General features: G+C 65.0%; 20 protein-coding genes. 12 read left to right on the forward strand and 8 right to left on the reverse strand.

All coding sequences use genetic code 11. From position 1 onward, the window contains the following. Position 1: 1 nt before the first annotated feature. The 7 genes from IFT90_RS15670 to IFT90_RS15700 all read right to left on the reverse strand — a co-directional run bounded on the left by IFT90_RS15670 (position 2) and on the right by IFT90_RS15700 (position 7461). Positions 2-151: a hypothetical protein gene (locus IFT90_RS15670; RefSeq protein WP_244645015.1), complete on the reverse strand. Its 150-nt coding sequence runs from the start codon at positions 149-151 to the stop codon at positions 2-4. 225 nt (positions 152-376) lie between these two features. Continuing rightward, complete coding sequence (locus IFT90_RS17710) at positions 377-2236, reverse strand: FaeA/PapI family transcriptional regulator (protein ID WP_192043143.1); 1860 nt, start codon at positions 2234-2236, stop codon at positions 377-379. Positions 2237-2875: 639 nt separating this feature from the next. Further along, a complete protein-coding gene (locus tag IFT90_RS15680) occupies positions 2876-3358 on the reverse strand; it encodes a helix-turn-helix domain-containing protein (protein ID WP_192043144.1) in 483 nt (160 codons plus the stop codon). Positions 3359-3522: 164 nt separating this feature from the next. After that, positions 3523-4416 (reverse strand): FHA domain-containing protein, encoded by an 894-nt coding sequence (locus tag IFT90_RS15685; RefSeq protein ID WP_192043145.1) that lies wholly within the window; start codon positions 4414-4416, stop codon positions 3523-3525. After that, positions 4416-5570 (reverse strand): M23 family metallopeptidase, encoded by a 1155-nt coding sequence (locus tag IFT90_RS15690; RefSeq protein WP_244645016.1) that lies wholly within the window; start codon positions 5568-5570, stop codon positions 4416-4418. Before IFT90_RS15690 ends, IFT90_RS15685 begins: the two co-directional genes overlap by 1 nt. 20 nt (positions 5571-5590) lie before the next feature. Then, positions 5591-6109 carry a hypothetical protein gene (locus tag IFT90_RS15695; protein ID WP_192043147.1) on the reverse strand — a complete coding sequence of 173 codons (519 nt, stop codon included), beginning with the start codon at positions 6107-6109 and terminating at the stop codon, positions 5591-5593. Continuing rightward, positions 6106-7461: an AAA family ATPase gene (locus tag IFT90_RS15700; RefSeq protein WP_192043148.1), complete on the reverse strand. Its 1356-nt coding sequence runs from the start codon at positions 7459-7461 to the stop codon at positions 6106-6108. The genes IFT90_RS15695 and IFT90_RS15700 overlap by 4 nt, the downstream gene beginning before the upstream one ends. Positions 7462-7856: 395 nt before the next feature. Here IFT90_RS15700 and IFT90_RS15705 point away from each other — a divergent pair, with 395 nt between their 5' ends. From IFT90_RS15705 to IFT90_RS15745, 9 genes are all read left to right on the forward strand, one after another. Beyond that, entirely contained in the window at positions 7857-8474 is a 618-nt protein-coding gene (locus IFT90_RS15705) for a DUF6668 family protein (protein ID WP_192043149.1), read from the forward strand. Between the two features lie 23 nt (positions 8475-8497). Continuing rightward, on the forward strand, positions 8498-8812 hold the full coding sequence (locus IFT90_RS15710) for a hypothetical protein (RefSeq protein ID WP_192043150.1): 315 nt from the start codon (positions 8498-8500) through the stop codon (positions 8810-8812). 37 nt (positions 8813-8849) lie between these two features. Further along, positions 8850-9584: a hypothetical protein gene (locus IFT90_RS15715; RefSeq protein WP_192043151.1), complete on the forward strand. Its 735-nt coding sequence runs from the start codon at positions 8850-8852 to the stop codon at positions 9582-9584. Positions 9585-9700: 116 nt separating this feature from the next. After that, positions 9701-11257, forward strand: coding sequence for a type IV secretion system protein (locus IFT90_RS15720; protein WP_244645017.1), 1557 nt, complete (start codon positions 9701-9703; stop codon positions 11255-11257). A gap of 10 nt (positions 11258-11267) precedes the next feature. Next, positions 11268-12776, forward strand: a complete 1509-nt coding sequence (locus tag IFT90_RS15725; RefSeq protein ID WP_192043153.1) for an SCO6880 family protein — start codon at positions 11268-11270, stop codon at positions 12774-12776. A gap of 27 nt (positions 12777-12803) precedes the next feature. Then, positions 12804-14471 carry an ATP/GTP-binding protein gene (locus IFT90_RS15730; protein WP_192043154.1) on the forward strand — a complete coding sequence of 556 codons (1668 nt, stop codon included), beginning with the start codon at positions 12804-12806 and terminating at the stop codon, positions 14469-14471. Beyond that, entirely contained in the window at positions 14468-16300 is a 1833-nt protein-coding gene (locus IFT90_RS15735) for a TraM recognition domain-containing protein (protein ID WP_192043155.1), read from the forward strand. The genes IFT90_RS15730 and IFT90_RS15735 overlap by 4 nt, the downstream gene beginning before the upstream one ends. Continuing rightward, positions 16297-16719: a DUF4913 domain-containing protein gene (locus tag IFT90_RS15740; protein ID WP_192043156.1), complete on the forward strand. Its 423-nt coding sequence runs from the start codon at positions 16297-16299 to the stop codon at positions 16717-16719. The genes IFT90_RS15735 and IFT90_RS15740 overlap by 4 nt, the downstream gene beginning before the upstream one ends. Before the next feature lie 53 nt (positions 16720-16772). Further along, positions 16773-18791 (forward strand): AAA family ATPase, encoded by a 2019-nt coding sequence (locus IFT90_RS15745; protein WP_192043157.1) that lies wholly within the window; start codon positions 16773-16775, stop codon positions 18789-18791. Positions 18792-18958: 167 nt separating this feature from the next. Here IFT90_RS15745 and IFT90_RS15750 read toward each other — a convergent pair whose 3' ends face one another. Then, positions 18959-19483, reverse strand: a complete 525-nt coding sequence (locus tag IFT90_RS15750) for a hypothetical protein (RefSeq protein WP_192043158.1) — start codon at positions 19481-19483, stop codon at positions 18959-18961. 702 nt (positions 19484-20185) lie between these two features. Between IFT90_RS15750 and IFT90_RS17195 the strand changes: the two genes are divergently transcribed. The 3 genes from IFT90_RS17195 to IFT90_RS15765 all read left to right on the forward strand — a co-directional run bounded on the left by IFT90_RS17195 (position 20186) and on the right by IFT90_RS15765 (position 23071). Then, positions 20186-20386, forward strand: a complete 201-nt coding sequence (locus tag IFT90_RS17195) for a hypothetical protein (RefSeq protein WP_244645018.1) — start codon at positions 20186-20188, stop codon at positions 20384-20386. A gap of 139 nt (positions 20387-20525) precedes the next feature. Further along, entirely contained in the window at positions 20526-21884 is a 1359-nt protein-coding gene (locus IFT90_RS15760) for a restriction endonuclease (RefSeq protein ID WP_192043160.1), read from the forward strand. Positions 21885-22108: 224 nt separating this feature from the next. After that, positions 22109-23071, forward strand: coding sequence for an alpha/beta fold hydrolase (locus IFT90_RS15765; RefSeq protein ID WP_192043161.1), 963 nt, complete (start codon positions 22109-22111; stop codon positions 23069-23071). Positions 23072-23156: the final 85 nt, after the last annotated feature.

Below are 23156 nucleotides of genomic sequence, written 5' to 3' on the forward strand. Positions count from 1 at the left end.
ATCAATTATATATTAGCAGCTTCACCAGCAATGCCAGCTTCACCAGCAATGCCAGCTTCACCAGCAATGCCAGCTTTACCAGCAATGCCAGCTTCACCAGCAATGCCAGCTTCACCAGCAATGCCAGCTTCACCAGCAATGCCAGCTTCACCAGCAATGCTGCTATTTCTCTACCCCTGTCAAGCGGCGTTGTCGAAATAGTGAAACATGTGTTTGGGGTTCAAAGCGCCCTCGGGAACAAGCAACCTCACTGATTTCCGGTCCCATAAACAACGCGCTTGCTCTAAGGGAACAGGCCAGCACGCTCGAGCACGAATTTGAGATCTGCGAAGCTGTCCAGACGTCTTTATCAAGGACGTCGCCGAACTTCGCTCCGTCACTTGAACCGAACCCCTGGTTGTGTGTCCTGTAGCGCGAGCAATGCGCTCAACACATGTCCATGCCGAGCCCGGCCGCCCGGGCCGCGGGGGTACCGAACGCGTGTCCGTTCCTCCAAGCCGGTCAGGGTGAGTTGCTCGAGGCGCCGCCTACGCGGTTTGTGAGCGCCTCTCTGCCGACGCCAGCGAAGTTCGTCGAGCCAAAGGCCCCATCGGGAGCGCTCGGCACGGTAGCGGGCTTCTCGACGCTCGAGGTACCCGTCGACATCGAGAGTTTCGGCGATTGGCTCAAGCGTTCGAGGTGTTTGGAGCCAACCGCTCCGGGATCTGCGGGAAAGCCCGACGGAGGTAAGCCGCCCGAGATAGGTCCTGACCTGGCGAACGGTGAATCCAGCTGCGTCAGCAATGTCGCCGGCAGTCCGCCCATGGGTCCTGGTCAGGAGCCGGTAGATGTGCCCGGCAGCTCTTCCTAGCGAGTGCGGTGCAGCGAAGGTGTCCGTGCGCAAAGGAGCCAGACGATGCTGCAGTTCTGCAATCAGAAGAGCCCGTGCGGTGAGCGCGTCCGGTGGGGGGAGAGCTGGCGTCGGGCGTGCAAGCACTTGTGCGCGAGTTTGCGTCGTTTGATCTGTGGAGAACTTGGGGTGCAGGCGGAAGCGTTGGCCACGCGCCTTGTCGGTGCGTTCACCGGCGCGCTGCAGCCAGCTGTCGGTGTCGGCGGTGAGGAGGGTGAGGACTTCACCGACGCGGCGTTCGGACCAGCCGGTGTCGATCGCGAGGCGCCGGGTGTCGGCCTCGACCTCGATAGACGCCGCCTGGAGCATGTAGACGCACAGGGCGTCGAGAACAGCGCGGAAGACGAGGGAGCCGCGGCCGGTGACGCCTCGTCCGCGGCTGCCGCCCCAGAGGCCGGTGGTGAGGTTGGCGCGTTCTTGGACCCGGTCGATCGTGGCCACGACGCCGGCAACACGGGTCGGGAAAGTGGGGTCACTGTCGGCGGCCGCAGGGTTGGCCGACACGTATGCCACAGCAGAAGCCCACGTCGACGCCAGGGTCCTTGCCTGCTGCCTGCTGGTGCGGGGGAGACGTTGGGTACCGGCACGGCGGGTGCGGAGGTGCTCAAGGCCGGCGGAGTGCTCGACCAGGGCGGCGACGTCGTCGTACCGCCACCGGGCGTTGGCACAGCCGGCGAGGATCGACGCGGCTGCAGCGGAGGTGTCGCCTGCCGGCGCCGCATCGAGTAGGCCCCGGACGTACTCGGACAGCTCCCGTCGCACCCCGAGCAGGTACGGGTGTCCGCCCGGATCCCTCCGCACGTTGTGGGCCAAGGACACATCCACCGGCTCGAGCTCGGCGCCTAGATCCACCAGCAACGCATCAAGTGCTGCCACGTCAGCCATCGATGTCGAGGGCGCCAAAAGCGGCTGAAGCGACCCCTGCGGCACCGACATGCCCGACACACGGTGCGGGGCGCCCGGTGGGCGGACAGCACCGCCGGTCTCCGACAAGGGGGAGGGGTCGAGGGAGGGCAGCAGCTGCTTCGCCAGGCGCGCCACCCGGTGCACAGCAGCACCCGGGGTGAGCTCGTCGAGGGCGATCCACACGTGCCGGCCGCCCGTGGGGCCGGACTCGGTCACCGTGTGCGCGATCGACACCTCATGGAGCCAGTAAGACAGCCGGGCCGCGTCGTACGCGGGGCGGCCGTTCTTGGCGTCGAAGTCGAAGCAGATGAACCGAAACCAGCCCGGACGCGACGTCAGCCACATCGCCCAGGGCCCGGCAGGGGCTTCCTCATCCAGGCCGTGGTGGGCGGCGTAGGAGTTCAGGAACGTACCGTCGACGAACTCGGCCGCACGCTGCACGTAATCCCGCGGGGACAACACTCGAGTGAGTGCCCACGCGTCATCCGGACTAGCCGTCCAAGATGACGACACGCCGGAGGGTAATTTTTCTGGCGCGGTGCTTGCGCGCACAGGAAAGCTGTTTACACTGATGCCATCACCTTCCTTCGGGATGGGGTACGACTAAGGCCCGGTGCACAACCGGTTCTTGATCGGATCTAGGAGCTCTAACCTCGAGGCCGGCAAGCAAAGAGGGTTAGAGCAACGACTTGAAGAGGCCCGTCGCGAAAGCGGCGGGCTCTTTCGTTTAAGCGGCCGGGATAGGCAACTCCTCGAGCTTCTTGTCGCGGGGGTGCTCGACCAGGGGAAGACATCCCTGGTCGGCAACGATCTGGGCTACGAGCGCTTCCATGTAATAGGCAATGGAGACACCGCTGGCAGCCGCAGCTGCGCGGACCTCCATGCGGGTTTCCGGGGACACACGGCCCTGCAGAAGGACCGTTGGGACGTTCTGGGGTCGGTGGGCCAGCCCACGGATTGCGCTCATGCAGCAATCTTGGGCACTTAAGATGCATACACCGACCTCATCTGGGCGCGTGTCGTGGTTAATCTCCGAGGAATGGCCCGGGACGCGGTGCGGCATTGGAAGCGTCTGCATGGTCAGCCCTCCTCTGTCGGAGGTGACGTGTCGCCCTCGGGTTCAACACCGCGACGGGTGCGGGGGATGAATCCAGGGCTCTGGTTGCTGGTCTCCTCGAGCAGGCGTCGGAGGGTGTTCTTCTCAACGCGCCAGCGTCCGCCGGGACGCATGGCGGGGATGGTGCCGTTGTTGAGCCAGCCGAAGATCGCGGGACGGCTCTTGCCGAGCAGGGCCATGAGGTCTTGGTAGTTGAGGTAGTCGCCGTAGTCGTCGAGGGGATCGGGGTAGGGCTCGTGCTCCGGGACGGGAACGGTCGACGTCGATTCGAGCCAGTCCCGCACCTCGGATCTGAACACGATCCAGGAGTGGGCGATCTGGTGGCCGGGGATGGTTCCCCGGTTGAGCCAGAGACTTACGGTCGTTTGACCGATTTGCAGTAGGCGCTCGAGGTCCTTGGACTTGAGCGTGACAGGCAGGCTGTCCCAGTAGTCGTCTTGTGCCATGCGAGGGGATGCAGCTCCGGTCGAGGGCGGGCGTTCGGTCTCCGTCTGATCAGGGAGACGGTGCGCGGGTAGCTCTTCCGGGGCGGGCTGCTCAGAATCACTACCCCTGGGCTTGATTATCCCTTGCTGCTCCCAGTAGACCGCACCGTCCGGGCGGGTGTCACTCATCGTGGGGTCACCTCGCTCGTCACGGAGAGGCTGACCTGACAGCTGAGGTCACCGAAGTGGAGGCGGTCGCCGTCATGGAGAGGCGTAGCCACGTCGGGCGCGGCGGCGAGGTCGATGCCTCGGCGCTGAATCCTGGTGCCGTTGCCGGAGTGCTGGTCGATGATCGTGGGGACCTCGGCTGACCAGGCGATCGCGAAGTGCGTTCGGGACAGGTTGCGAGTGTCGTCCTCGACCTGGTGAACGTGCAGCTGCGCGTCTGTGCTGTTCATCGGTCGCCGGCCGACGAGGGCGGCGCCGGTGATGGTGACGATGCTGCCGTTCGAGAACCGGAGCTCGAGGACGGGAATCTGCGCAGCGGGCGCACGGAGCCGCTCGATGAAGACAGAGACCTCGGCCTCGCTGGGGAGGTCAGTGACGGTCCACATCGGGACGTCAGGCACGCGCGTGAGTGAGTCAGGTGCGGGCGCGGTGGGAGCCGGAACCGAGGCCGAGGTGACGCGGGTCTGCACGGTCTCTGTGGGGTTGCCTGTGGGCGCGGGAGCGATCAGGGCTTGGTTGCTCACCGGGCTGGGCGCAGGCATGGAGGGGGCCGCACGTCGCCGCTTGGGCCGCTTTGCTGGCCGGGCGGCGGGGGCGAGGTCCGTGATCCGACCGTCAGGGTGAGCGGCGAGTGTCCACTGTCCGTCGGGGTCGACGGTGGTCAGGCGTACGGGCCGGTGCAGCACGTCGCGGGCGACGGCGATCGCGTAGGACGTGATCTGCGCTCGGGCGTCGACGATGTTCGCGGGAGTGAACGGCACGTCGTGCCCGGCGAAATTGATGTGGGCGGTGCCATCGGGGTAGACGTTGCCGTGGACGACGGGGAAGTGGGGGATCGGGGCATCAACCATCAAAAGTTCTTCCTCTCGCAGTCCTCGCCGCAGAGCGTGACGCCGAAGACCGAGTAGAACGCCTCGGGGTCGACGTAGCCCTGGGGGCCGCCGATGGTCTGCGACTGGGGGAGGGCACTGACGCTGTCGTTGGTGGAGCCGTCCGTGTTCACACGAAGGTCGAGGTGGCAGCCGGTGGAGGGGCCGTTGGAGCCGATCTTCCCGATTTCCTGGCCGCTGCTGACGGCGTCGCCGACGCCGACGGCCATGTCGGACGGGTACATGTGCAAGTAGCTGATCGTGTAGCCCTCGGCCGCCTTGATCGAGAGGGTGTACCCGGCGGCGACAGTGACCGTGCCGGCCTGGGAAGCGTAAATCGAGGAGCCGCACGAGTAGCCGGAGCGGCCCGCGGAAGCGCCGGACACGCGGGTCTGGTAGTCGTACGCGGGGTGCCAGGACGAGGCACCTGCAGTGGGGCTCTCGCGGGGGCCGTAGTCCGAGGTCTGATCGAACGGGGCCGTCAGGGGCAGGACGGTGCCACCGGCGGAGCATCCGTTGGTCGGGGCGGCTGTGCCGGGTGTTGCAGACGGCGTCGGGGTCGCGGTGCTCGAAGCGGGGGAGGTGGTGGAACCGCCGGCGCCACCGGACAGCTGCGTGACGATGTTCTGCGCGGCCGGCTGGTACTGCCGGTAGTGGAAGGGGTCTTGGTTGATCTGCACGCGGTGGATCGCGATGGTGGGCTCGAGGGTCTCCCAGCCCTCGACGGCCTGCAGGGCCTTGAAGAAGTTGGTGGCGCTGATCGTGGGGTCCATGCGGTCTTCGTAGGACCCCCACACGCCGTTGCCGCGCTGCTGGAACAGGCCGCGGCTGTCTGGGCCGACTGCGTCGCCGCGGTCGAGTACCTGCAGGGTGGACTCGCCGATGGCGGTCATGATCCCGATGACCTGCGCCTGCTGGGTGAGGCCGAGTGATTCGGCGGCGTTCATGATGTAGGCGGCGTTTTTGAGCTGGTCGCCGGAGAACCCGTCGATCGGGGCGTGCTGTGCGGCCGCGTCGACGTCGACGCTGCCGCCGGTCATGGTGGTGCACGCGGCCGCGGCACTGCCACCGAAGGAGAACACGACGAGGAACACCATGAGGCCCATGAGGGCCGCTGGTGTTCCGATGAGGATCAACAGACCCTTGCCGCCGCCCTTCATTCGCCGCCGGTGGGCCGGATCTCGTTGGCGAGCCACGGGGCGCCGTCGCCGGTGCGCGACAGGGCGACGTTGTACTCGCCGGCGTCCGTGGGGACGAGGACGTTGAGGGCGACGTCGGTGGCACCGGCAACGATCGTGCCGTCACCGGTGACTTGCGTGGCGGGGATCGTGGTGGGGTCCTGGCCCTCGTAGGCGACCGCGCCTGACTGCGACAGCAAGGGCGTCATCTGCTGCGCCCACTCGTCTGCGGTGAGGGTCGGCTGGGCGTAGACGCTGACGACCTGCTCGGCCGCGGTGACAGCGGAGTTCTGTGACCCCTCGGACGCGTCCGGGGCGGGCTGCGCGGTGGCGTCGTCGTACTCAGCCGGAGTCGACACCGTCGACGTGGGCTCGGCGGTGCGAAGCGGGTCTCGGTCATCGGGAGGTGTGGAGATATCGCCGGGGTTGGCGCAGCCGGCCAGAGTGATGGCGGCCGCGATGATGAGCGGCACGGCTGCCGCGGTCCGGGCGGTCACAGCCCGCCCGCCACGGCGGCGCCGGCTGCAAGCCATGCCCGCTGCGTGTCGGCGCGAAGGCCGCCGTAGTTGATGACATCGGCGCCGAGGCCCTTGTCGTAGGGGATCGTGACGACGTCGCGGGCGAGACCCTGGAAACCGCTGGCCATGCGGGTCAGCTCGGCCTCGGGCAGGTCGTGCTTGTGCTTGCTCACGACGACGACAGCCTTGTCGGCGAGGTCGGCGAAGTGGCCGCCTCGCTCGGCGAGGCCTTCGAGCAGGAGTGCGGCCGATTCAGCGGCCTTAGCCTCACCGATGGTGGGGACGACGATCTGGTTCGCGCGCTCGAGCGCGCGGACCCACATGGGGTCGGTCTCGTCGTTGCCGGAGTCGATGAACACGAGCCGGTAGAACTTCGACGCGACGGCGTGGATCGAGTCGACGGTCGTGGCGTCGAATCGCTGCTGGGTGGCCAGGACCTCGGGTTTTGAGCGGAGGACGTCGTAGCGATCGCGGGTCTGGTGGTGCACATAGTGGGCAAGGTCCGCCGACTGGGCGCCGGTGCCGAGCAGCCGGTCGACCTGCGGAAGCAGGTCGAGGATGCTCGCATCGTGGGGTCCCTGCTCGGTTGACCAGCCCAGCGTGCCGCGGGTCTGGTTGTTGTCCCACGCGAGGACACCGGCACCGCCGTAGCGGGCGAACACGCTCGACAAGGCGATGGTCGTCATGGTCTTGCCGACGCCGCCCTTGCCGTTCAGGATCGCGATGGTGCGGGGCCCGGGCCAGTGCTGGCTGACCATGCGGCTCCACCCGCGTTCGCGGCGCTCAGCCTCCGACGGTGACATACGGATGCCGATCCGGGAAAGGGTGCCGCGGATGCCCTGCGTGGCGGGCTCCTCGACCTCCTCGCGAGTGAGGAACGACTGCCGTGCTGCACGTCGCATGGCGGACGGCTCATCCGCGGAAGGCGCTGCGACAGGGGCGGCGCCCTGCTCGACCGGCGACGCGACTGCCGAGACGGGGACCGGAGCCGCATCGGTCGCGACAGGAGAAGCCGGAACGTCGGCGACAGGGGCGGCGACGGTGTCGGTCTGGTCAAGGTCAGACAGTGGCTCGGTCACACCGCTCGGGCTGACCGAGAGGGTCTGCGTGCCGTAGCGGTCGTGTGTCGTCAGACGCACAGCCCGGTGCATCTGCTCGGCCGTCCCTCGGACACTCATGAGGATCGTGCGGCGAATGTCGTCCTCGTTCCCTTCCTCGAATGGCATCGGGACACCGTTGACCACGAGAACCCCGGTGGCACGGCCGTCGGTGGTGGGAGTGATGGTCGCGTCGATGCGGGGGAACGCGGGGATGGTCTGGGTGTCAGTCATCTGCGCCTCTCAGAGTCGGGTTGGCGGGGGTACGGGTCATGTAGTGCGCGAGCAGTAGTCGCGCAGACGCCGGAGAGGCGTGCGTTCATCCACGAATGAGCGAGGAGACCTCGGACGCGACTGGGGGAGAGGCGGAGGACATCAGCGATGTCCTTGAACGTGAGCAGCGGCCCGAACTGAGCTAGCTCCGAACGCCGCCGGTCCATGAGCCCTCCCCCCAAAGTGGTTACCGATAGTGCACAATCGTAGAGGAAAATCGGAGCACGGTCCGAGAACTTGCAGAACACAGTTATATTGGCAGCATGACCAGAAACTAGACCGACGCGTCAGTCCTCAATCTTGGGGACAACGCGGGGGACGGTCTCGAGAGACCCGAAAGGGGGACGGGGGATCGCATGGGCGACAACACGAATCCGTGGGTAACCGGGGGAGTGGCCTCCGGAGATGGACAGGAACTCCTTCCTGCAGTCCAGCCCACGGCTCGTCGCGAGACGCTGCGGGGGCCGACCGCTCCTCAGCCGACGGCCGTGCAGGTGCCCGAGAGCGCCGACCGACTGCCGACCCGTCAGGTGTTCACCGAGGTCTCGATGTGGTGGCTCGGTGCTCACGGTGGCGCGGGAGAGACCACGCTGTCGGCGCTCGTCCAGAGTTCCCAGCCCGCCGATCACGCATGGCCCCTCCCGAACGAGCGCGGCGCCTCTAACCGGGTGACGATTGTGGCTCGCACGAACTACGCCGGACTCATGGCGGCGCAGCGCGCCGCCCGTGAGTGGGCGGCAGGCACTACCGCCGGCCTGGTCGACCTGGCCGGGCTGGTGCTGATCGCGGATGCCCCGGGCCGACGGCCCAAAGAGCTTCGCCAGCTCGAGCAGCACATCGCCGGGGGATACCCCCGGCTGTGGACTCTTCCGTGGGTGGAGGCGTGGCGGATGGGCCCAGCCTCCCCGGATGACATGCCACGCGAATACCGCGCTCTTCTGGCGGACCTGAACCTCACTGCTTCAACTAACTAGCCCGGCTCGAAAGGATCACCACCATGTCAAACGCCCTCCTCGCTCTCGACGTCTTGAACACAACGGCCCTGCAGACGCAGCACCTCCTCGCCGTCATTGTCCCGGACGGCGACCCCGAGGCCCCGGCTGACTGGGCCGGCAAGTTCGGTCGCATCATCGGAGTCGCTAAGTGGATTTTGCTGCCCCTCGCAGTGCTGGCCCTGATCGCCACCGGCGCGATGCTTTTCCGCAACAACCGCCATGAGGGCGGCGAGATCCAGGAGCGCCTGATCAAGATCGCCTTCGGTCTCTTCCTCGGACTCGGAGCGGCATCCCTCGTCGGCTTCGTGATCGCCTAACCCGTTTCCTGGATCCGCCTCAACAGAAAGCACCTACATGAGCAACGCAGAGCAGCCGTTCTACCGCCGCCCCGTGTGGATCGTTGTGGCGATCTTCCTTGCCGTCATCCTCGTGGGCGGCGGCATCGCCGCCGTCACCGGCGTCTTCGGCGGCGGTGACGACAACAACACCGCAGAGCCCACGGCGACGCCTTCGGCGACGTCCGAGCTCCCCGCCGGCGCCGAGTCCGCGTGCGGGATCGGGGGCTACGAGACCGAGAACAACCTCACGGCTGCGCCGTCGGCCACGTGGAAGATCGTCGGCAACATGGCTACGCCTCAGGCCGAGGGCGTCGGGCCGGGTGAGACCAACGAAGACGGCACCTTCGGGACGTGCTTCGCGCACACGCCCACCGGCGCTCTCTTCGCGAGCATCAACTACCTTGCCACGAGCAGCGACGCCCGCAATGTTGGGCAGCTGTCAGAACTCTTCGCCGAGGGCGACTTCAAGGACAAGCTCGAGGCGTCCCCGCCTCCTGCCTCCGATTCTGGCGACACAACCCGCGCCCAGGTCTCGGGATTCAAGATCGACAGCTACACGGCATCGGAAGCGACCGTCGATCTGGCACTCACCTACGCGGGCGGCACAGACGACGGCGAGCTTTTGAGCCTCCCCGTCGTTGTCAAGTGGGAGAGCGGGGACTGGAAGGTTCTCATCACGCCGAACGGAGCTCCGGTGGGCCCGGCGTCCCTCAGTAGCCTCGGTGGCTACATTCCGTTCTCCGGCGTCTGAATATGGCTTGGGATTGCTCAGACCTTGTCTACGCCGGGACGCACGCTAAGGAGTGCGCCACAGAAGCCGTTGGCGACGTCGTCTCTAAGGCTGCGAACGACACCGTCCAGCAGCTCATGAACAACGCGCTCGAGACGTTTGGCAAGATCGTCGGCTCTCTCGGCACGCTGTGGGTCAATGTCCCGAGCCCCGAGCTTACGCGCGGCGACGCAGACGCTTCGGGCTACACCCCGACCGAGACCGTCACGTCGAGCTTCGACACGATCCTCGGCTACGTCGCATGGATCGGGCTCTTGGTTGCCGTGCTCTCGATCATCGGCTTCGCGATCATGTTCATGCGCGCCCGCTCCGAGGAGACCGGGCTGGACAGCCTTGGGCGCCTCGGCCTGATCTTCGGAGGCGTGTTCCTTGTCACCAGTGCCTCGTCGCTCGTGGCCTGGCTGATCCCGACCACGGCTCCGAGCGGGTCGTCGACAACAGTTGGGTTCCTGCAGAGCTCAACCTGGTACGTCGTGCTCACAATGGCCGTCGCGTCGGTGATCATCGCCGGCATCCGCATCGCGTGGACACAAAGAGGCGAGCCGGTCCGCGACCTGCTCAAGTCGATGCTGACGCTCATCATGGTCTCGACCATCGGCCTCACCGTCATCCAGCTGGCAGTCTCCGCGGGCGACGCGTTCTCGGTCGGCATTCTCAATGCCGCCACGGACTGCAACGTCGCGGCCGACACCGGGACGTCGTCGTGCTTCGGCACCAACGTCTACGGAATGATCGGCCTCGCCGCATCGTCACCCATCGGCACGATCGGCGTGCTGATCTTGGCCCTGATCGCGATCCTGATGACGTTCGTCCAGGTCGCCCTTATGGTCGTCCGCTCGGCCATGCTCGTGCTGCTCGCGGGCGTTCTGCCCCTGACTGCGAGCTTCACGAACACCCCGACTGGCGAGCAGTGGTTCCGCAAGTCGCTGGGGTGGCTCATCGCGTTCATCCTCTACAAGCCCGCGGCCGCTCTGATATACGCGGCGGCGTTCCGACTCGTCGGCACGGATCTGTTCGCGAAAGACGACGGCGGTGTCTGGTCGATCATGACGGGCCTGGCCCTCATGGTCATCGCACTCGTCGCACTGCCGGCACTCATGCGCTTCATCGCGCCGATGGTCGCCCCCGCTGGCGGCGGTGCTGCCGGCGCCGCGATTGCTGGCGGCATCGGAGCCATCGCCGGGCAGGGCGCCTCGGGCGCCGTCCGCAAGCTGGGTTCCAGCGCAAGCCGCACGGCGAGCGAAGGCGGTGGCGGTGGCGGTGAGGGCTCGTCGGCATCGGGCTCTATGTCGACGTCCTCGAGTGCTCGCAGCGCCGGAGGTACTGGCGCATCCAAGGGTGGTGCGGCTGGTGCGAAGGCGGGCGCCACCGGCGCGCAGTCGGGTGCAGCGGCTCAGACGGCAGGGGCAGCTGCCGCGTCCGGTGCCGGTGCCGGAGCGGCCGCGAGTGCGGGCGGTGGTGCTGCAGCTGGTGGTGCCGCTGCGGGTGCCTCCGGCGCGGCTGCCGCTGCGGGCCCCGCGGGTATCGCCGTGATCGGTGCTCAGAAGGTCGCAGCGGGCGCCAAGAAGGTGGCCGATGGCGTCAAGTCCACGGCCGAGGATTCGGCCGGAGAGGGCCCTTCGGGGTCCAAGTAAGGGGTAGGTCATGAGCAACTTCGAGGGACGCGCGTCTGCCCGGACATACGGCAACTGGCGCAAGCCCCGCACCCGTGGTGTGGGCGCGCTCGGCATGTTCCCCACGATGTTCGGCTTCGCCGGCGCGGTGATGGTCATCGTCGTCGCCACCAACAAAGGCCTGCCCGCTGGCCTGATCACCGCGGCGATCTTCGCCGGGGTGCTCGCCACCGTGGCGGTCAAGGACAAGCACGGAGAGTCAGGGATGATCCGCATGATGAACCGCACGGGGTGGATGTTCGCCAAGAACCGAGGCTCGCACCTCTACCGCTCGGGCCCCCTTGGCTTCGCCGAGTGGGGCACGGCGCAGCTGCCGGGCCTCGCCGCCGGGTCGCGCCTCACGGAGCAGCAGGACTCCTACGGACGGCCCTTCGCTCTGATCGAGGTCCCGTCCAAAAATGACTTCACGATCGTCCTCGGCGCCGAGCCGGACGGGTCGGCCCTGGTCGACCAAGAGCAGGTCGATATCTGGGTTTCCGAGTGGGGCGCTTGGCTTGAGGCCCTGGCCGATGAGCCGGGCCTGGTCGCCGCGTCGGTGACGCTCGAAACCGCACCCGACACGGGCACTCGCCTTGAGTCCGAAGTCCTCGGACGAATCGACGAGCGCGGCTCGGAGTTCTCCAAGCGTGTCCTGCGGAAGATCGTCGCGACGTACCCGGCGGGGGCTGCGACGATTAAGGCGTATGTGGCCGTCACATTCAATGGGGCGACCCGCACCGGCGGGAACAAGCGCACCGCCGAGGAGATGGGCCGGGAGCTTGCGTACCGGCTCCCGGGCCTGACCCAGGGCCTGTCGTCGACGGGTGCAGGCTCTGCCCGCCCCCTGACCGCTCAGGAGCTGTGCGAGGTCGTCCGGGTCGCTTACGACCCGGCGGCCGCGATCCTGATCGACCAGGCCAACGCTGCCGGTCAGCCGCCAGAGCTGTATTGGCCTGAGGTCGGCCCGACCGCCCACCAGGCGTCGTGGGATTCCTACCGCCACGACTCCGCCCTGTCGGTGTCGTGGATGATGTCGCAGGCCCCGCGCGGCAACGTCGGTGAGTCGATCCTGGCTCGCCTGCTCGCCCCGCACCGCGACATTGCTCGCAAGCGCGTGACCATGCTCTACCGCCCTATCGACCCGGCACGGGCCGCGGCAATCGTCGAGGCCGACAAGCGTGACGCCGAGTTCATCGTCGGCTCGTCCCGTCGGCCGACTGGCCGTTCACGAAAGGACGCCCTTGCGGCGTTCGCGAACGAGTCGGAGGAGTCCGGCGGCGCGGGACTTGTGAACTTCGGCATGGTCGTCACGGCGACCGTCGAGGACCCGGCCACGATCGAAGACGCGCATGCCGCGATCAACAGCCTCTCCGCTCAGGCCCGCATCCGGCTGCGGCCGGTGTACGGATCGCAGGACTCCGCCTTCGCGGCCGGCCTGCCCCTCGGCGTGGTGCTCCCTCGGCACCTGGCCATCCCGCATGACATCCGCGACCAGCTCTGATGAGCGACCAGACGGAAGGGACTACCGATGCCCGCGCTTGACCAGGGGACCCGTCGGGTCACCAAGAAGCGAGCGAAGACGCTCACCCCTGCTCAGGTGGAGGCGAAGTCCGAGTCGAAGAAGAAGCTGACGAAGAAGGAGCGCCAGGCGCTCCGTGCTGTCGGTCAGTCGTTCAAGCGGCCCACGCCCCGTGGCTGGATCGGCCGTGGCCGCGGTGAGACCGTCATCGTTCAGCCCGCGCCGGAGTGGCGCGGTACGACGGTGCAGGTGTGCGGCCTCTGGCCGTACGCCGTCGGCTCAGGCAGCCCGATCAGCGGTGTCCCGCTGGGGCTGCACCTCGACACCGGGGCCACGGTCTGTGCGGACCCGATCTCGTGGTTCCAGGCCGGCATCATCTCCAACCCCTCGATCTTCGCCCTGGGCCTGCCGGGCCTGGGGAAGTCGACGCTCATCCGACGGATGGGCGTCGGCGGCGACGGCATGGGCTACCTGCCGCTCGTCCTCGGGGACCTCAAACCGGACTACGTCGACATGGTTCGCGCTCTCGGCGGGCAGGTCATCACCCTCGGCCGAGGCCGCGGGCATCTCAACATCCTCGACCCAGGCGGCGCGATCGAGGCCGCCGAGCAGCTGCGCGTTGCCGGCTTCGAGGAGCAGCGTCAGCAGCTCATCGCCGACGCCCACGGTCGCCGAAACACGATGGTGTCCTCGCTCCTGACGATCCTGCGGAAGCAGCCGCCGAACGACGTCGAGGAGTCGATGATCGATGCTGCGCTGCGGGTGCTTGATGACGAGTTCGAGGGCATCCCTGTCCTGGCGGATCTGCTCAAGGTCATCCAGGACGCCCATCCCGCCGTCCGGGACGTCGCGGTCGACCGCGGCGACATGCGCGCGTACCAGGAGATCACTCGAGGCCTCGAGGCGTCGCTGATTAGCCTGACCCGCGGCGGGCGGCTGGGCGAGATTTTCTCCCAGCAGACCGACGTCGCGATGCGCCACGACAAGCCGGTGGTCTACGACGTGTCGAGCATCGACGAGTCCGACACCGATCTGCAGGCGGCCGTCCTCCTGGCGTGCTGGTCGCAGGGCTTCGGCACGGTGAACGTCGCCACGGCTCTTGCGGACGCGAAGCTGCAGCCGCGCCGGCACTACCTGATCGTCATGGACGAGCTGTGGCGGGCGCTGCGTGTCGGCAAGGGCATCGTCGACCGCATCGACTCGCTCACCCGCCTGAACCGTCAGCGCGGTGTGGGCCTGGCGATGATCACGCACACCATGTCGGACCTCCTGGCGCTGCCCGACGAGCAGGACCGCATGAAGGCCCGCGGGTTCGTCGAGCGCGCCGGGATGATCGTCGCGGGCGGGCTGCCCCGTGCCGAGATGGCGATGCTCACTCAGGCGGTCGCGTTGTCCCGCTCGGAGCAGAACCTCGTCATGTCCTGGCAGAACCCGCCCGGATGGTCCCCGGAGCAGGAGCCGCCTGGGCGCGGGAAGTTCCTCATCAAGGTCGGCGGGCACCCGGGCATCCCGGTGCACGTCGAGCTCACTGAGGAGGAGCGGTACATCAACGACACCAACAAGGCGTGGCACGCCACCGAAGTCTTCCCGGAGCCTGACGAGATGATCGGCCTGGCCCCGGAGCTGGCGGTCGTCGTCGGTGACGAGGGCGACGCGCTCGAGGAGGGTGCAGCGTGAGCACTCAGCAGACGAACCGCCGTGCCGAGCCGGGCCGGTCCAACCCGAACACCGTGCTCTACACGTACATGTTCTGCATCGTCGCCGGTGCGGTCGCGTCGGCATGGGTGGGCCTTTCGGCGGCGTCCAAGATCGACGGCACGAATGCTGACCTGCCCCGCGACCCGTTCAAGATCGCCACCGGCATCAAGAACGGCACGGTCGAGTGGACGTCGCTGTCGACGGTTCTCTCAATCGTCGTCGCCGTGGTGCTGCTCATCCTCGTCGTGGCGGCAGCGAAGATCTTCCGCCCGTCGAGCAAGAACAAGACCCGCGTCGACACGTCCGCCCGGTACATGGGCTCGACGAAGGATCTTCTCGACCTGCAGGAGAAGCGCTCGCTCGAGAAGGCCGCACGCCTCGGAGTGCCCGGCCGACCCGGCGTGCCCCTCGGCAAGGACATGCGCTCGGGGAAGATGCTCTACGCCTCGTGGGAGGACGTCACGATCGGCATCGCCGGGCCCCGCGTGGGTAAGACGACCTCGCTGGTCGTCCCCGCGATCCTCGCCGCCCCCGGCGCCCTCCTGACGACGTCGAACAAGCCCGACACCGTCGAGACGACTCGCAAGATGCGAGACCAGGTCGGCACGACGTGGGTGTTCGACCCGCAGCAGCTCGTCGACGAGGAGCCCACCTGGTGGTGGAACCCGCTCTCGTACGTCACCGACGACACCACGGCCGCCCGCCTCGCCGGGCACTTCGCGGCCGGCTCTCGCGAGGCCGGCGACAAGGGCGATGCGTTCTTCGATCCCGCCGGTAAGGACCTCCTCACCGGCATGCTCCTGGCCGCGTCCCTGGACCAACGCCCCATCACCGACGTTTTCGGGTGGCTCACCGACCCTGACAACCGCGAAATGGTCTCGATCCTCCGCAAGGGCGGCTTCGAGCTCATCGCCGACGACGTCGAGAGCGCGTCCCGCACCTCGCCCAAGCAGCGCGACGGTGTCTACGGCACCGCCCGCAAGATGGCCGCGTGCTTGAAGAACAGCAGCATCGGCCGGTGGGTGACGCCCCTCGGAAAGAACATGGCCGGCGACATGCGCCCGCAGTTCAACCCCGACGAGTTCGTGCGCGGCACCGACACCCTGTACTCGCTCTCCAAGGAGGGCGAGGGCACCGCGGCCCCCCTGGTGACCGCGCTGACCGTCGCAGTCGTCGAGGCCGGCGAACGCCTGGCCAAGACCCAACCCGGCGGCCGCCTGACGACGCCTCTGCTCTGCATCCTCGACGAAGCAGCGAACGTGTGCCGGTGGAAGGACCTGCCGGACCTTTACTCGCATTACGGCTCCCGGGGCATCCCCATCATGTCCATCTTCCAGTCCTGGTCGCAGGGCGTCGACGTGTTCACCCTCGCCGGCATGCGAAAGCTCTTCAGCGCCGCCAACGAGGTCGTGTACCTCGGGGGAGTGAAGGAGACCGAGTGGCTCCGTGAGCTCTCCGAGCTGATCGGGGACTACGACCACGAGGCCGTCTCGTACTCGATGAACAAGGGAGTCCGGTCGACGAACGTGAACAACAGTCGGCGCCGCATCCTCGACATCTCCGAGCTCGCGGAGCTGCCTCGGGGCCGAGCGATTCTCCTGGCCTCAGGTCTTCGGACCTCGATGGTCAAGACAGCGCCCTGGTACGAGAGCCCCGACGCCGACAAGATCCACGCGTCGATCGCCGCGCACGAAGCCACGGCCCAAGTCGCGGGCCCGACGCCGACCGCGGCCTCGACACCCGCAGAGAGCAACCCGTGGTTGAACGCGTCGACGGTGACGCCGCTCGAGACGGAGGACGGCCGATGAGCGACGTGGCCGAGTGGGACGACGTCGACGTTGACGACGCCGATGAGGACGATGCCCTCGAGCAGCCGGAGACGTTCTACGGCTCGGCTGATGAGTTCGTGCGGGAGTTCCTGATCGTCACGTACCGCCGTGAGGTCAGCCCCAAGGGCGACTTCCGGTGGGACCCCCAGTGGTGGATGCACCCGGAAGCTGTCGCCCGCCTCGACGCCCTCTGGCGCACCTGGGAGCACTTCCGTAACGACGGCGCGACCGGGATGAGCGTCTGGTGGCGAGACCACGCGGATCACCACATGGGCATCCTCCTGAGCCCCGCGGGCCCCTTCGCGAAATCATCAGGGACAACGGACCCCGGCGAATGCCTGCCGTATACGGCTCCCCCTCCCGGGCTATTCGTCGATGTGAGGACACTTCGTAGCTAGGTCGCGGGCCTATGGAGGTGAGGTAGCGTCGACTCAGCCAATGAGGGAGTTTCATGCTGATCACGCGCGCACGAGTCACCAATTACCGTTCCGTCATCGACTCGGAATCTTTCGAAGTCGAGCCGCGAAAAACGATTCTTGTGGGCGTGAACGAAGCCGGTAAAACGGCGGTTCTAAAAGCGCTGCAATCGATCAACGCACCCACAGACACGCCACCATTGGATTTCCTCTTTGACTACCCGCGATCTCGCCTAAACGAAATTCAACGCGGCAAAAAGAAGGTGGCCGACATCAGGGTCGCCGAAGCGACATTTGCCCTGAGCGACGCGGATCGAGCGGCTGTCGCCTCCAAGGTCAAGCTGGACGACTCAGCCACCATCACATGGCACCGATACCTCGACAATAAGCTGAAGTACAGCACGAGTGGATTCCCGACCGCTCCAACCTTCGGCGACGTCAAGCAGGATCTCATCAGACTTCGCAGCTATCTGGCCACCCATGAAGCGCCGGCGGCTCTCTTGACCAAGCTCGACGAAATTAACAGCACCGATACGAGCGAGAGCATCGACGGAGATCTGGCCGCTGAGATCAAAACCGCGCTGACCACGGCGCTACCTCTCATTGACGAGGACGACGAAAAAGAGACAACTCGCTGGACCAAGATCGATGAGTCCTTAAGCAAAGGCAACGCGATCCCCGAGGCGATCGAGATCCTGCGGACCCGTATCCCTCTCCTCGTTTATTACTCGACATACTTCACTGTTCGCCCGCGCATCGATCTCGAATCGCTTGCTGCCCGACAAAGCCGGGGCGACCTCGACAATGAATACGACTTCGGCAACCTCTGCCTGCTGAAGCTCCTCGGTTTCACTGCTGCTGAGCTCTCAGCCTTGGCAAGCGGGCCACCAGTGAAACCGACCTACTACGAGACCGATGCCGGCACCCGAGAGAATCACGACAAAGCGGTCGTGGCACATCAACGCCAGCTTGATAGCCGTCAGTATCAACTCAATGCCGCGAGCGTCACCCTCACTGAGGACCTGCGCCGAGTATGGGGTGATGAGACGCTGCAACTCCGCATCGTGGCAGACGGTCAATACCTGAAAGTCATGGTCGTCGACGACCTAGGAGTTGAGGTCGAGCTCGACCAAAGGAGCGAGGGCTTCCGCTGGCTGGTCTCTTTCTTCGTCGTGTTCCGCTCCCAGGCCGAAGACGCACTGGAAGGCGCGATCCTCCTGCTCGACGAGCCCGGCCTGAGTCTCCACGCTCTGAAGCAGCAGGAATTCCGCAAGACGATTTCGTTGCTCGGAGAAGACAACCAAATCATCTACTCGACGCACTCACCATTCATGGTCGGCTCAGACGAACTCGATCTCGTTCGTATCGCAGAGATGAAAGACCGGACATCCGGAACCAAGATCCATTCACGTTTGCAAGTGGATGACCCCCGCTCCGTGTTCCCGCTTCAGGCAGCCCTTGGCTACGAGCTCGCGCAAAGCATGTTCTCGCAGAAGAAGAACCTCGTTTGCGAAGGCGTCACCGACATGTTCTACCTGAACGCGGTCAACGACGCAGCCACGGCCGAAGGCACCACAACCTTTAGAAATTCACCGGCAATCATCCCAGCCGGAACAGCGAGCAAGGTCGCCTACTTCTGCACGATCTATGCCGGCCAAAATCTCGACGTTGCAGCCCTACTCGACTCGGATGGAGCAGGAGACCTCGCCGCTCAGCAAGATGCACTGGTGGCGCTCCTCCCGAAAAAGGCCGTTCTGCGAGTAGCCGACTTCCTAACGACTCCCGTCGCCGGTGCAGAAATTGAAGACCTTTTCCGCGTCACGCTTACTACGGTTGCGACAAGCTTGGGCTGGGACAGTTCAGCCACCATCACCGCTCAACCGGCTCGGCCCCTCATGAATATTCTCACCGCCGAGCATGGGAAAGCGGTCTCGAAGTGGAAGCTCTCGAGGGCGTTCATGAGCTATTTGGGTGCCAACGGATTTACCGCACTGACAAGCGATGAACGAGACGGGTGGAGCCGGCTTACTTCGGCAGTCAATAGGGCCCTCTGAGACTGATTGCGAACCCTTAGTCGTGTCGCTGTGGTCGAACAGCCGTCTGTCGAACACCTATGTGGGTTCAGAACCGGCCGCACCCATGGTCGGCGATCGCTGCTGCTTGCAGGCAGCAGTCAGCAGTGGATGGCCCCTGACCGACGTAGGACCAGAATCGCTCAGGTTCAGGGAGACGCATGGCGGCGGAACCATCGCTGCCACCGCCTAGTGGCGTCTTCTCCAGCGGTTGGAACTGGCCGTGTAGGCATTTGTCTGAGGCCGTCTTCGTAGGCCCCCAGCCAGGCAATGGCCGTGATTTTCCTCGCGTGCGCAGCCGCGGCCATCCGGATCACCTGCATGACGGCGACAAGAATGAAGATCGCTAGAGCGATGACGATGAGCCTGCCCACCCAAGATGGGGCTTCCGCGGGGCGCAGGAGGCTGAAGGCGACACTAAGGACTGAAAGCAGGAGAGCGAACAAACTGAGGATAACCTCGGCGCCATTGTTGGCGTGTGCTCGGAGGACGCCTAGCACGGCCATGCGGGTGTCTGGGTCGTCAACGGTTCTCGACACGAAGGTGTCCACGTCGCGGCTGCTCAGCGCAGAGGTTGGCCCCGTGGGAAGAAAGGGTCTTGCCTGTTCGAGTACTCGATCGTTGAGGTACGGGACGTGCTTGCTGGCGAGTGGAGTGTTTGACTTCTTGCTCATGATCAGGAGGACTTTGCCACCGGGAGTCCCAGGCGCGCCAGATAAAGCCGCTTACTCGGGCGCTCCGTCTCCATCGGAATCGTTGTTCTACGCACGAGGAAGGCGTCCTATACGAAGGCGTAGACGACCTACAGGGCGTCGCACATGTGCTGGTCGTGCTTCGAGGAGCGATCGGACGGACGAGTTTCGCTGCAGCCACTCGGCAAGGTCTCTATCCAGCATTCGCGCTAACCGTAAGCAAGCCTCATGGCACTGCGAAGCTGTCAAACGTGGTTGTCCCTGTCCCGGGAGAGGGAGGCCTCGCACCAGTGGCTCGTGGTGTCCTACCCGGTTGCGGAGCGCATGGACGATGCTGACTTGCTTCAGGGCCCAGTCGCGGGTGTACTGAACCCCCTGCCGGCGAGCTTCCGCTTTTCCGCCGGGGAAGACTTTGTGCAGTGCATCTCGCCAGTTGTCGTCGTAATTGACGCGGACTTTCCGAGGCGCCTTGCCCAGATATGCCCCTGCGTCGAACAAGTTTCGCCAGAACCCGAACATGAAGCGAGCCACCAATCGCCCGGGAACGTCGGGTGATCCTGGATGCTGTTTCACGTGGCCAGGCAGTTCGTCCCAGGTGCGCCGAAGAGTCGATGTCTCTCGATCATCGAGGGGGAGCCCTCCAGTGTCGTACCACCGGGGACCGTACTCGTTAGACAGCTCGCGATGGATCGCATTGCGGAGCGCGACTTCAATGACGGCGATATCGGCGAAAACCGCCGCGGCGAGATCTCGGTCCCAGACATAAAGAGCACGCGCAAGGCGCACGTCGTTGTGAGCTTCATTCAGATAGGTCTGAAGCCTGTCGCTCGATATCGCCTTGTCGAGAGCTTCCCCTTGCTTGAATTTCAGCCGCATGGACCCTAAACTAGCCGAGTAGTCCCCGGATTTGGCCTCTCCCGACTTGAGCGGTGAAGCCTCCGGGGTCCCTTTCTTTAAGCCTTTGCGGGGTGGCATCGGGTGCGCGAACCCTCCGATGTGGCTCCAGATCGTGACGGGATCAGGCATGGGTTTTGACACGTATGTAGACGCTGCCGACCGCACCGTCGTCCAGTACCGCAAACGAATGGGCGACCTCGGCCGATTCCTCTTCTCACGCAACGAGCTGGTTGTGACTCCGGGGAAAGACGGACCGAACGGCCGCCCCGATGCCCTCGCTTTCGAGGGAACTGTCGGGGGAGCTCGGAGAGTTCTCGCGTCGCAAGGGCTCGGCTGGCACGCCAGCATTGCAACCTACGCGAGTATTCGTTCGGGCCACCACGCCGAAGCAGGTATGTGGGGCATGTACGCCGCAGAGGCCTACGAGCTCGACCCAGACCCGTCAATCGCAGAAGAGAGAATTGAGCGCCTCCTAGCGCCGCAACGAACGAGAACCCCGGAGCATGATCTTCGCGAACTAGGTGCGGTGCTAGCAGCGCAGTGGCTGGATACCTCTCAAGCCGTCCTCTTGTTTGACTCTCTGGTTTACGACGAGGTGCCTCCAACAACCAGTTCTGTCATTTTCGAAGCTGCTAGAAGTGCCCGTAATAATGACCGCGAGCCGCTCCCGGTCAGCCGAGCTGTCGAAACATTTGTGCTCTTCTTCCGAGACGCACCACTAGCCGCTTGGCCCGCTCTCATGGCGGTCCTCCTCGAGCACCTGCCTGAAGATCTTCCGGTTCGATACGTTCTCACTGAAGGAATCGACGAGTTTGGTCTCAACGACTCTGCAGCAGCTATTCGGTTTGTCGATAGCTGGTGGGAAGAAACGGGTGAGTTTCTCGCTGGCTATGCCCACAAACTTGGCTCGATTTTTGGCGCGCTTGCTGCCTTCGAGAGCAAATTAGCCCCGCAGTACTGGCTCGGACAAGCCTCCGCAGCCTTAGGCCATCTGGACCAACTCAACGCCGACCGAAAGACGTCGACCCACAAGGAACGCGGAGACGCTCTTGAGCGTCTAGTCGAAGTTCTCATCAATACCGAGTCGCCCGAGCTAGCCGTTGTGACGAAGAATTTCCGCGTACCCGAAGAGGAGATCGACTTGATTCTTCGAAACGACCTCCCAAGCCCATTCTGGACAGCCCAGAACAGTCCCTTTGTCCTCGTGGAATGCAAGAACTGGGCAAAGCCCATTGGCGTCGAACCACTACGGGTTTTGGAATCAAAAATGGAAGACCGCAAATCGATGGCTCGGATTGGCATTTTCATCTCTGCCGCCGGGTACACGAAACCTTTTGGGGAGCGCCTGAAAGCGGTCCAAGGCCGAGGCGTCGGAATTGTCTTCGCTATCACTTTGGACGATCTACGTGGACTCATTCACCGTCGAGAACGACTTTCGGCGTGGCTGGCCGGCCCCGGCGCCATTCGGGCCTTCCAAACAGGTTGAGCAGACCAGTGGTCCAACAAATGCCACAGACCAGGCGCCGATAATATTGATTATGTCAGATCGGAGCAGAACCACTCCCCGGGGGTTCTCGAAGACGCCGCGATGAATCCTCGTCGGCGGTGGCCTCATACCACCGTCAAGTCGACGGCACATTCGGTGGAGCCAACCGCTGAAGAGCCGCTCCAATTGTGATCTATTTCTCTCGGACGAGTATGAAAGTCCATGTGACCGATCAGCGCCCCTCAACTTCCGTTCATAAGGCGACCAACGGGCAAGCAATGCGAAGGTTCGAGCCGCATGCCGCCCTTGCGCAAACCCCGAATGCTCAACTGGAGTACATCGACGAGGGGCCGGCAAACGGTCCTGTTCTCATGCTCGTACACGGGTTCCCTGACGGGCCGGCGACGTGGGAGCGTGTCATGGCGTTGCTTCCCGACGATATTCGCGTCATCCGGCCGTCGCTTCGGGGAGTGGGCAATTCTATTGCTTCAGACGGAGCACGATCCGGCCAGATCGCGGCTCTCGCGAGCGACCTTCTAGAACTTCTCGACGCACTGTCGATTGAGGAGGCAGTGCTCGTGGGGCATGACTGGGGTGCGCGGGCTGCACATGCAGCGGCAGCTATCGCTCCAGGACGAATTCGTAGTCTGGTCACCCTCGCCACTGCCTATGGACCTCGATCGACTTTGACTCCGAGCGAAGCGCTCGATGATGCTGCGGTCGCTTGGTACCGCTACTGGCTATGCACGGATGTCGGAGCATCGTCGTTCGCCGCCGACCCTCGCGCGCTCATCAGCTGGGCGTGGGGCCACTGGTCGGCTCCTGGCGTCATAACCCCTCGCGAACGGGAAATGCTTCTGCCGCTCTTCGACAACAGACAGTTCATTGAGACCGTCATTCACTATTACCGACACGGCGCCACCGAAGCAATCGGGTCAGCCGTCTATGCGGACTTGCAGGCTCAGCTTGATCAATGGCCCGACATCAACGTTCCCACAACCTTCCTCGTCGGAGCCGATGACGGATGCGAGACAGTCCCTGCCGCTCACGCGTCAGAGACGTCGTTCCCGGCAGGAATTGAGATCAAGGTACTGAGCAACGTCGGCCACTTTGTCCAGCGTGAAGCTCCTCAGGCTGTCGCGGACGCCATCTTGCCTTTCCTACGGCGGGAGTTGCGATCGATTTAACAGCAATGCAGCGTGCTCCGAGTAGCGTCTCGCGTCGTGCCCAGCACCACTTGATCGCTCACTTTGGCCGGCGCGCTTCTCGCGA

This window comes from Frigoribacterium sp. CFBP 8766 (assembly GCF_014841435.1).
Classification (GTDB): Bacteria; Actinomycetota; Actinomycetes; order Actinomycetales; family Microbacteriaceae; genus Frigoribacterium.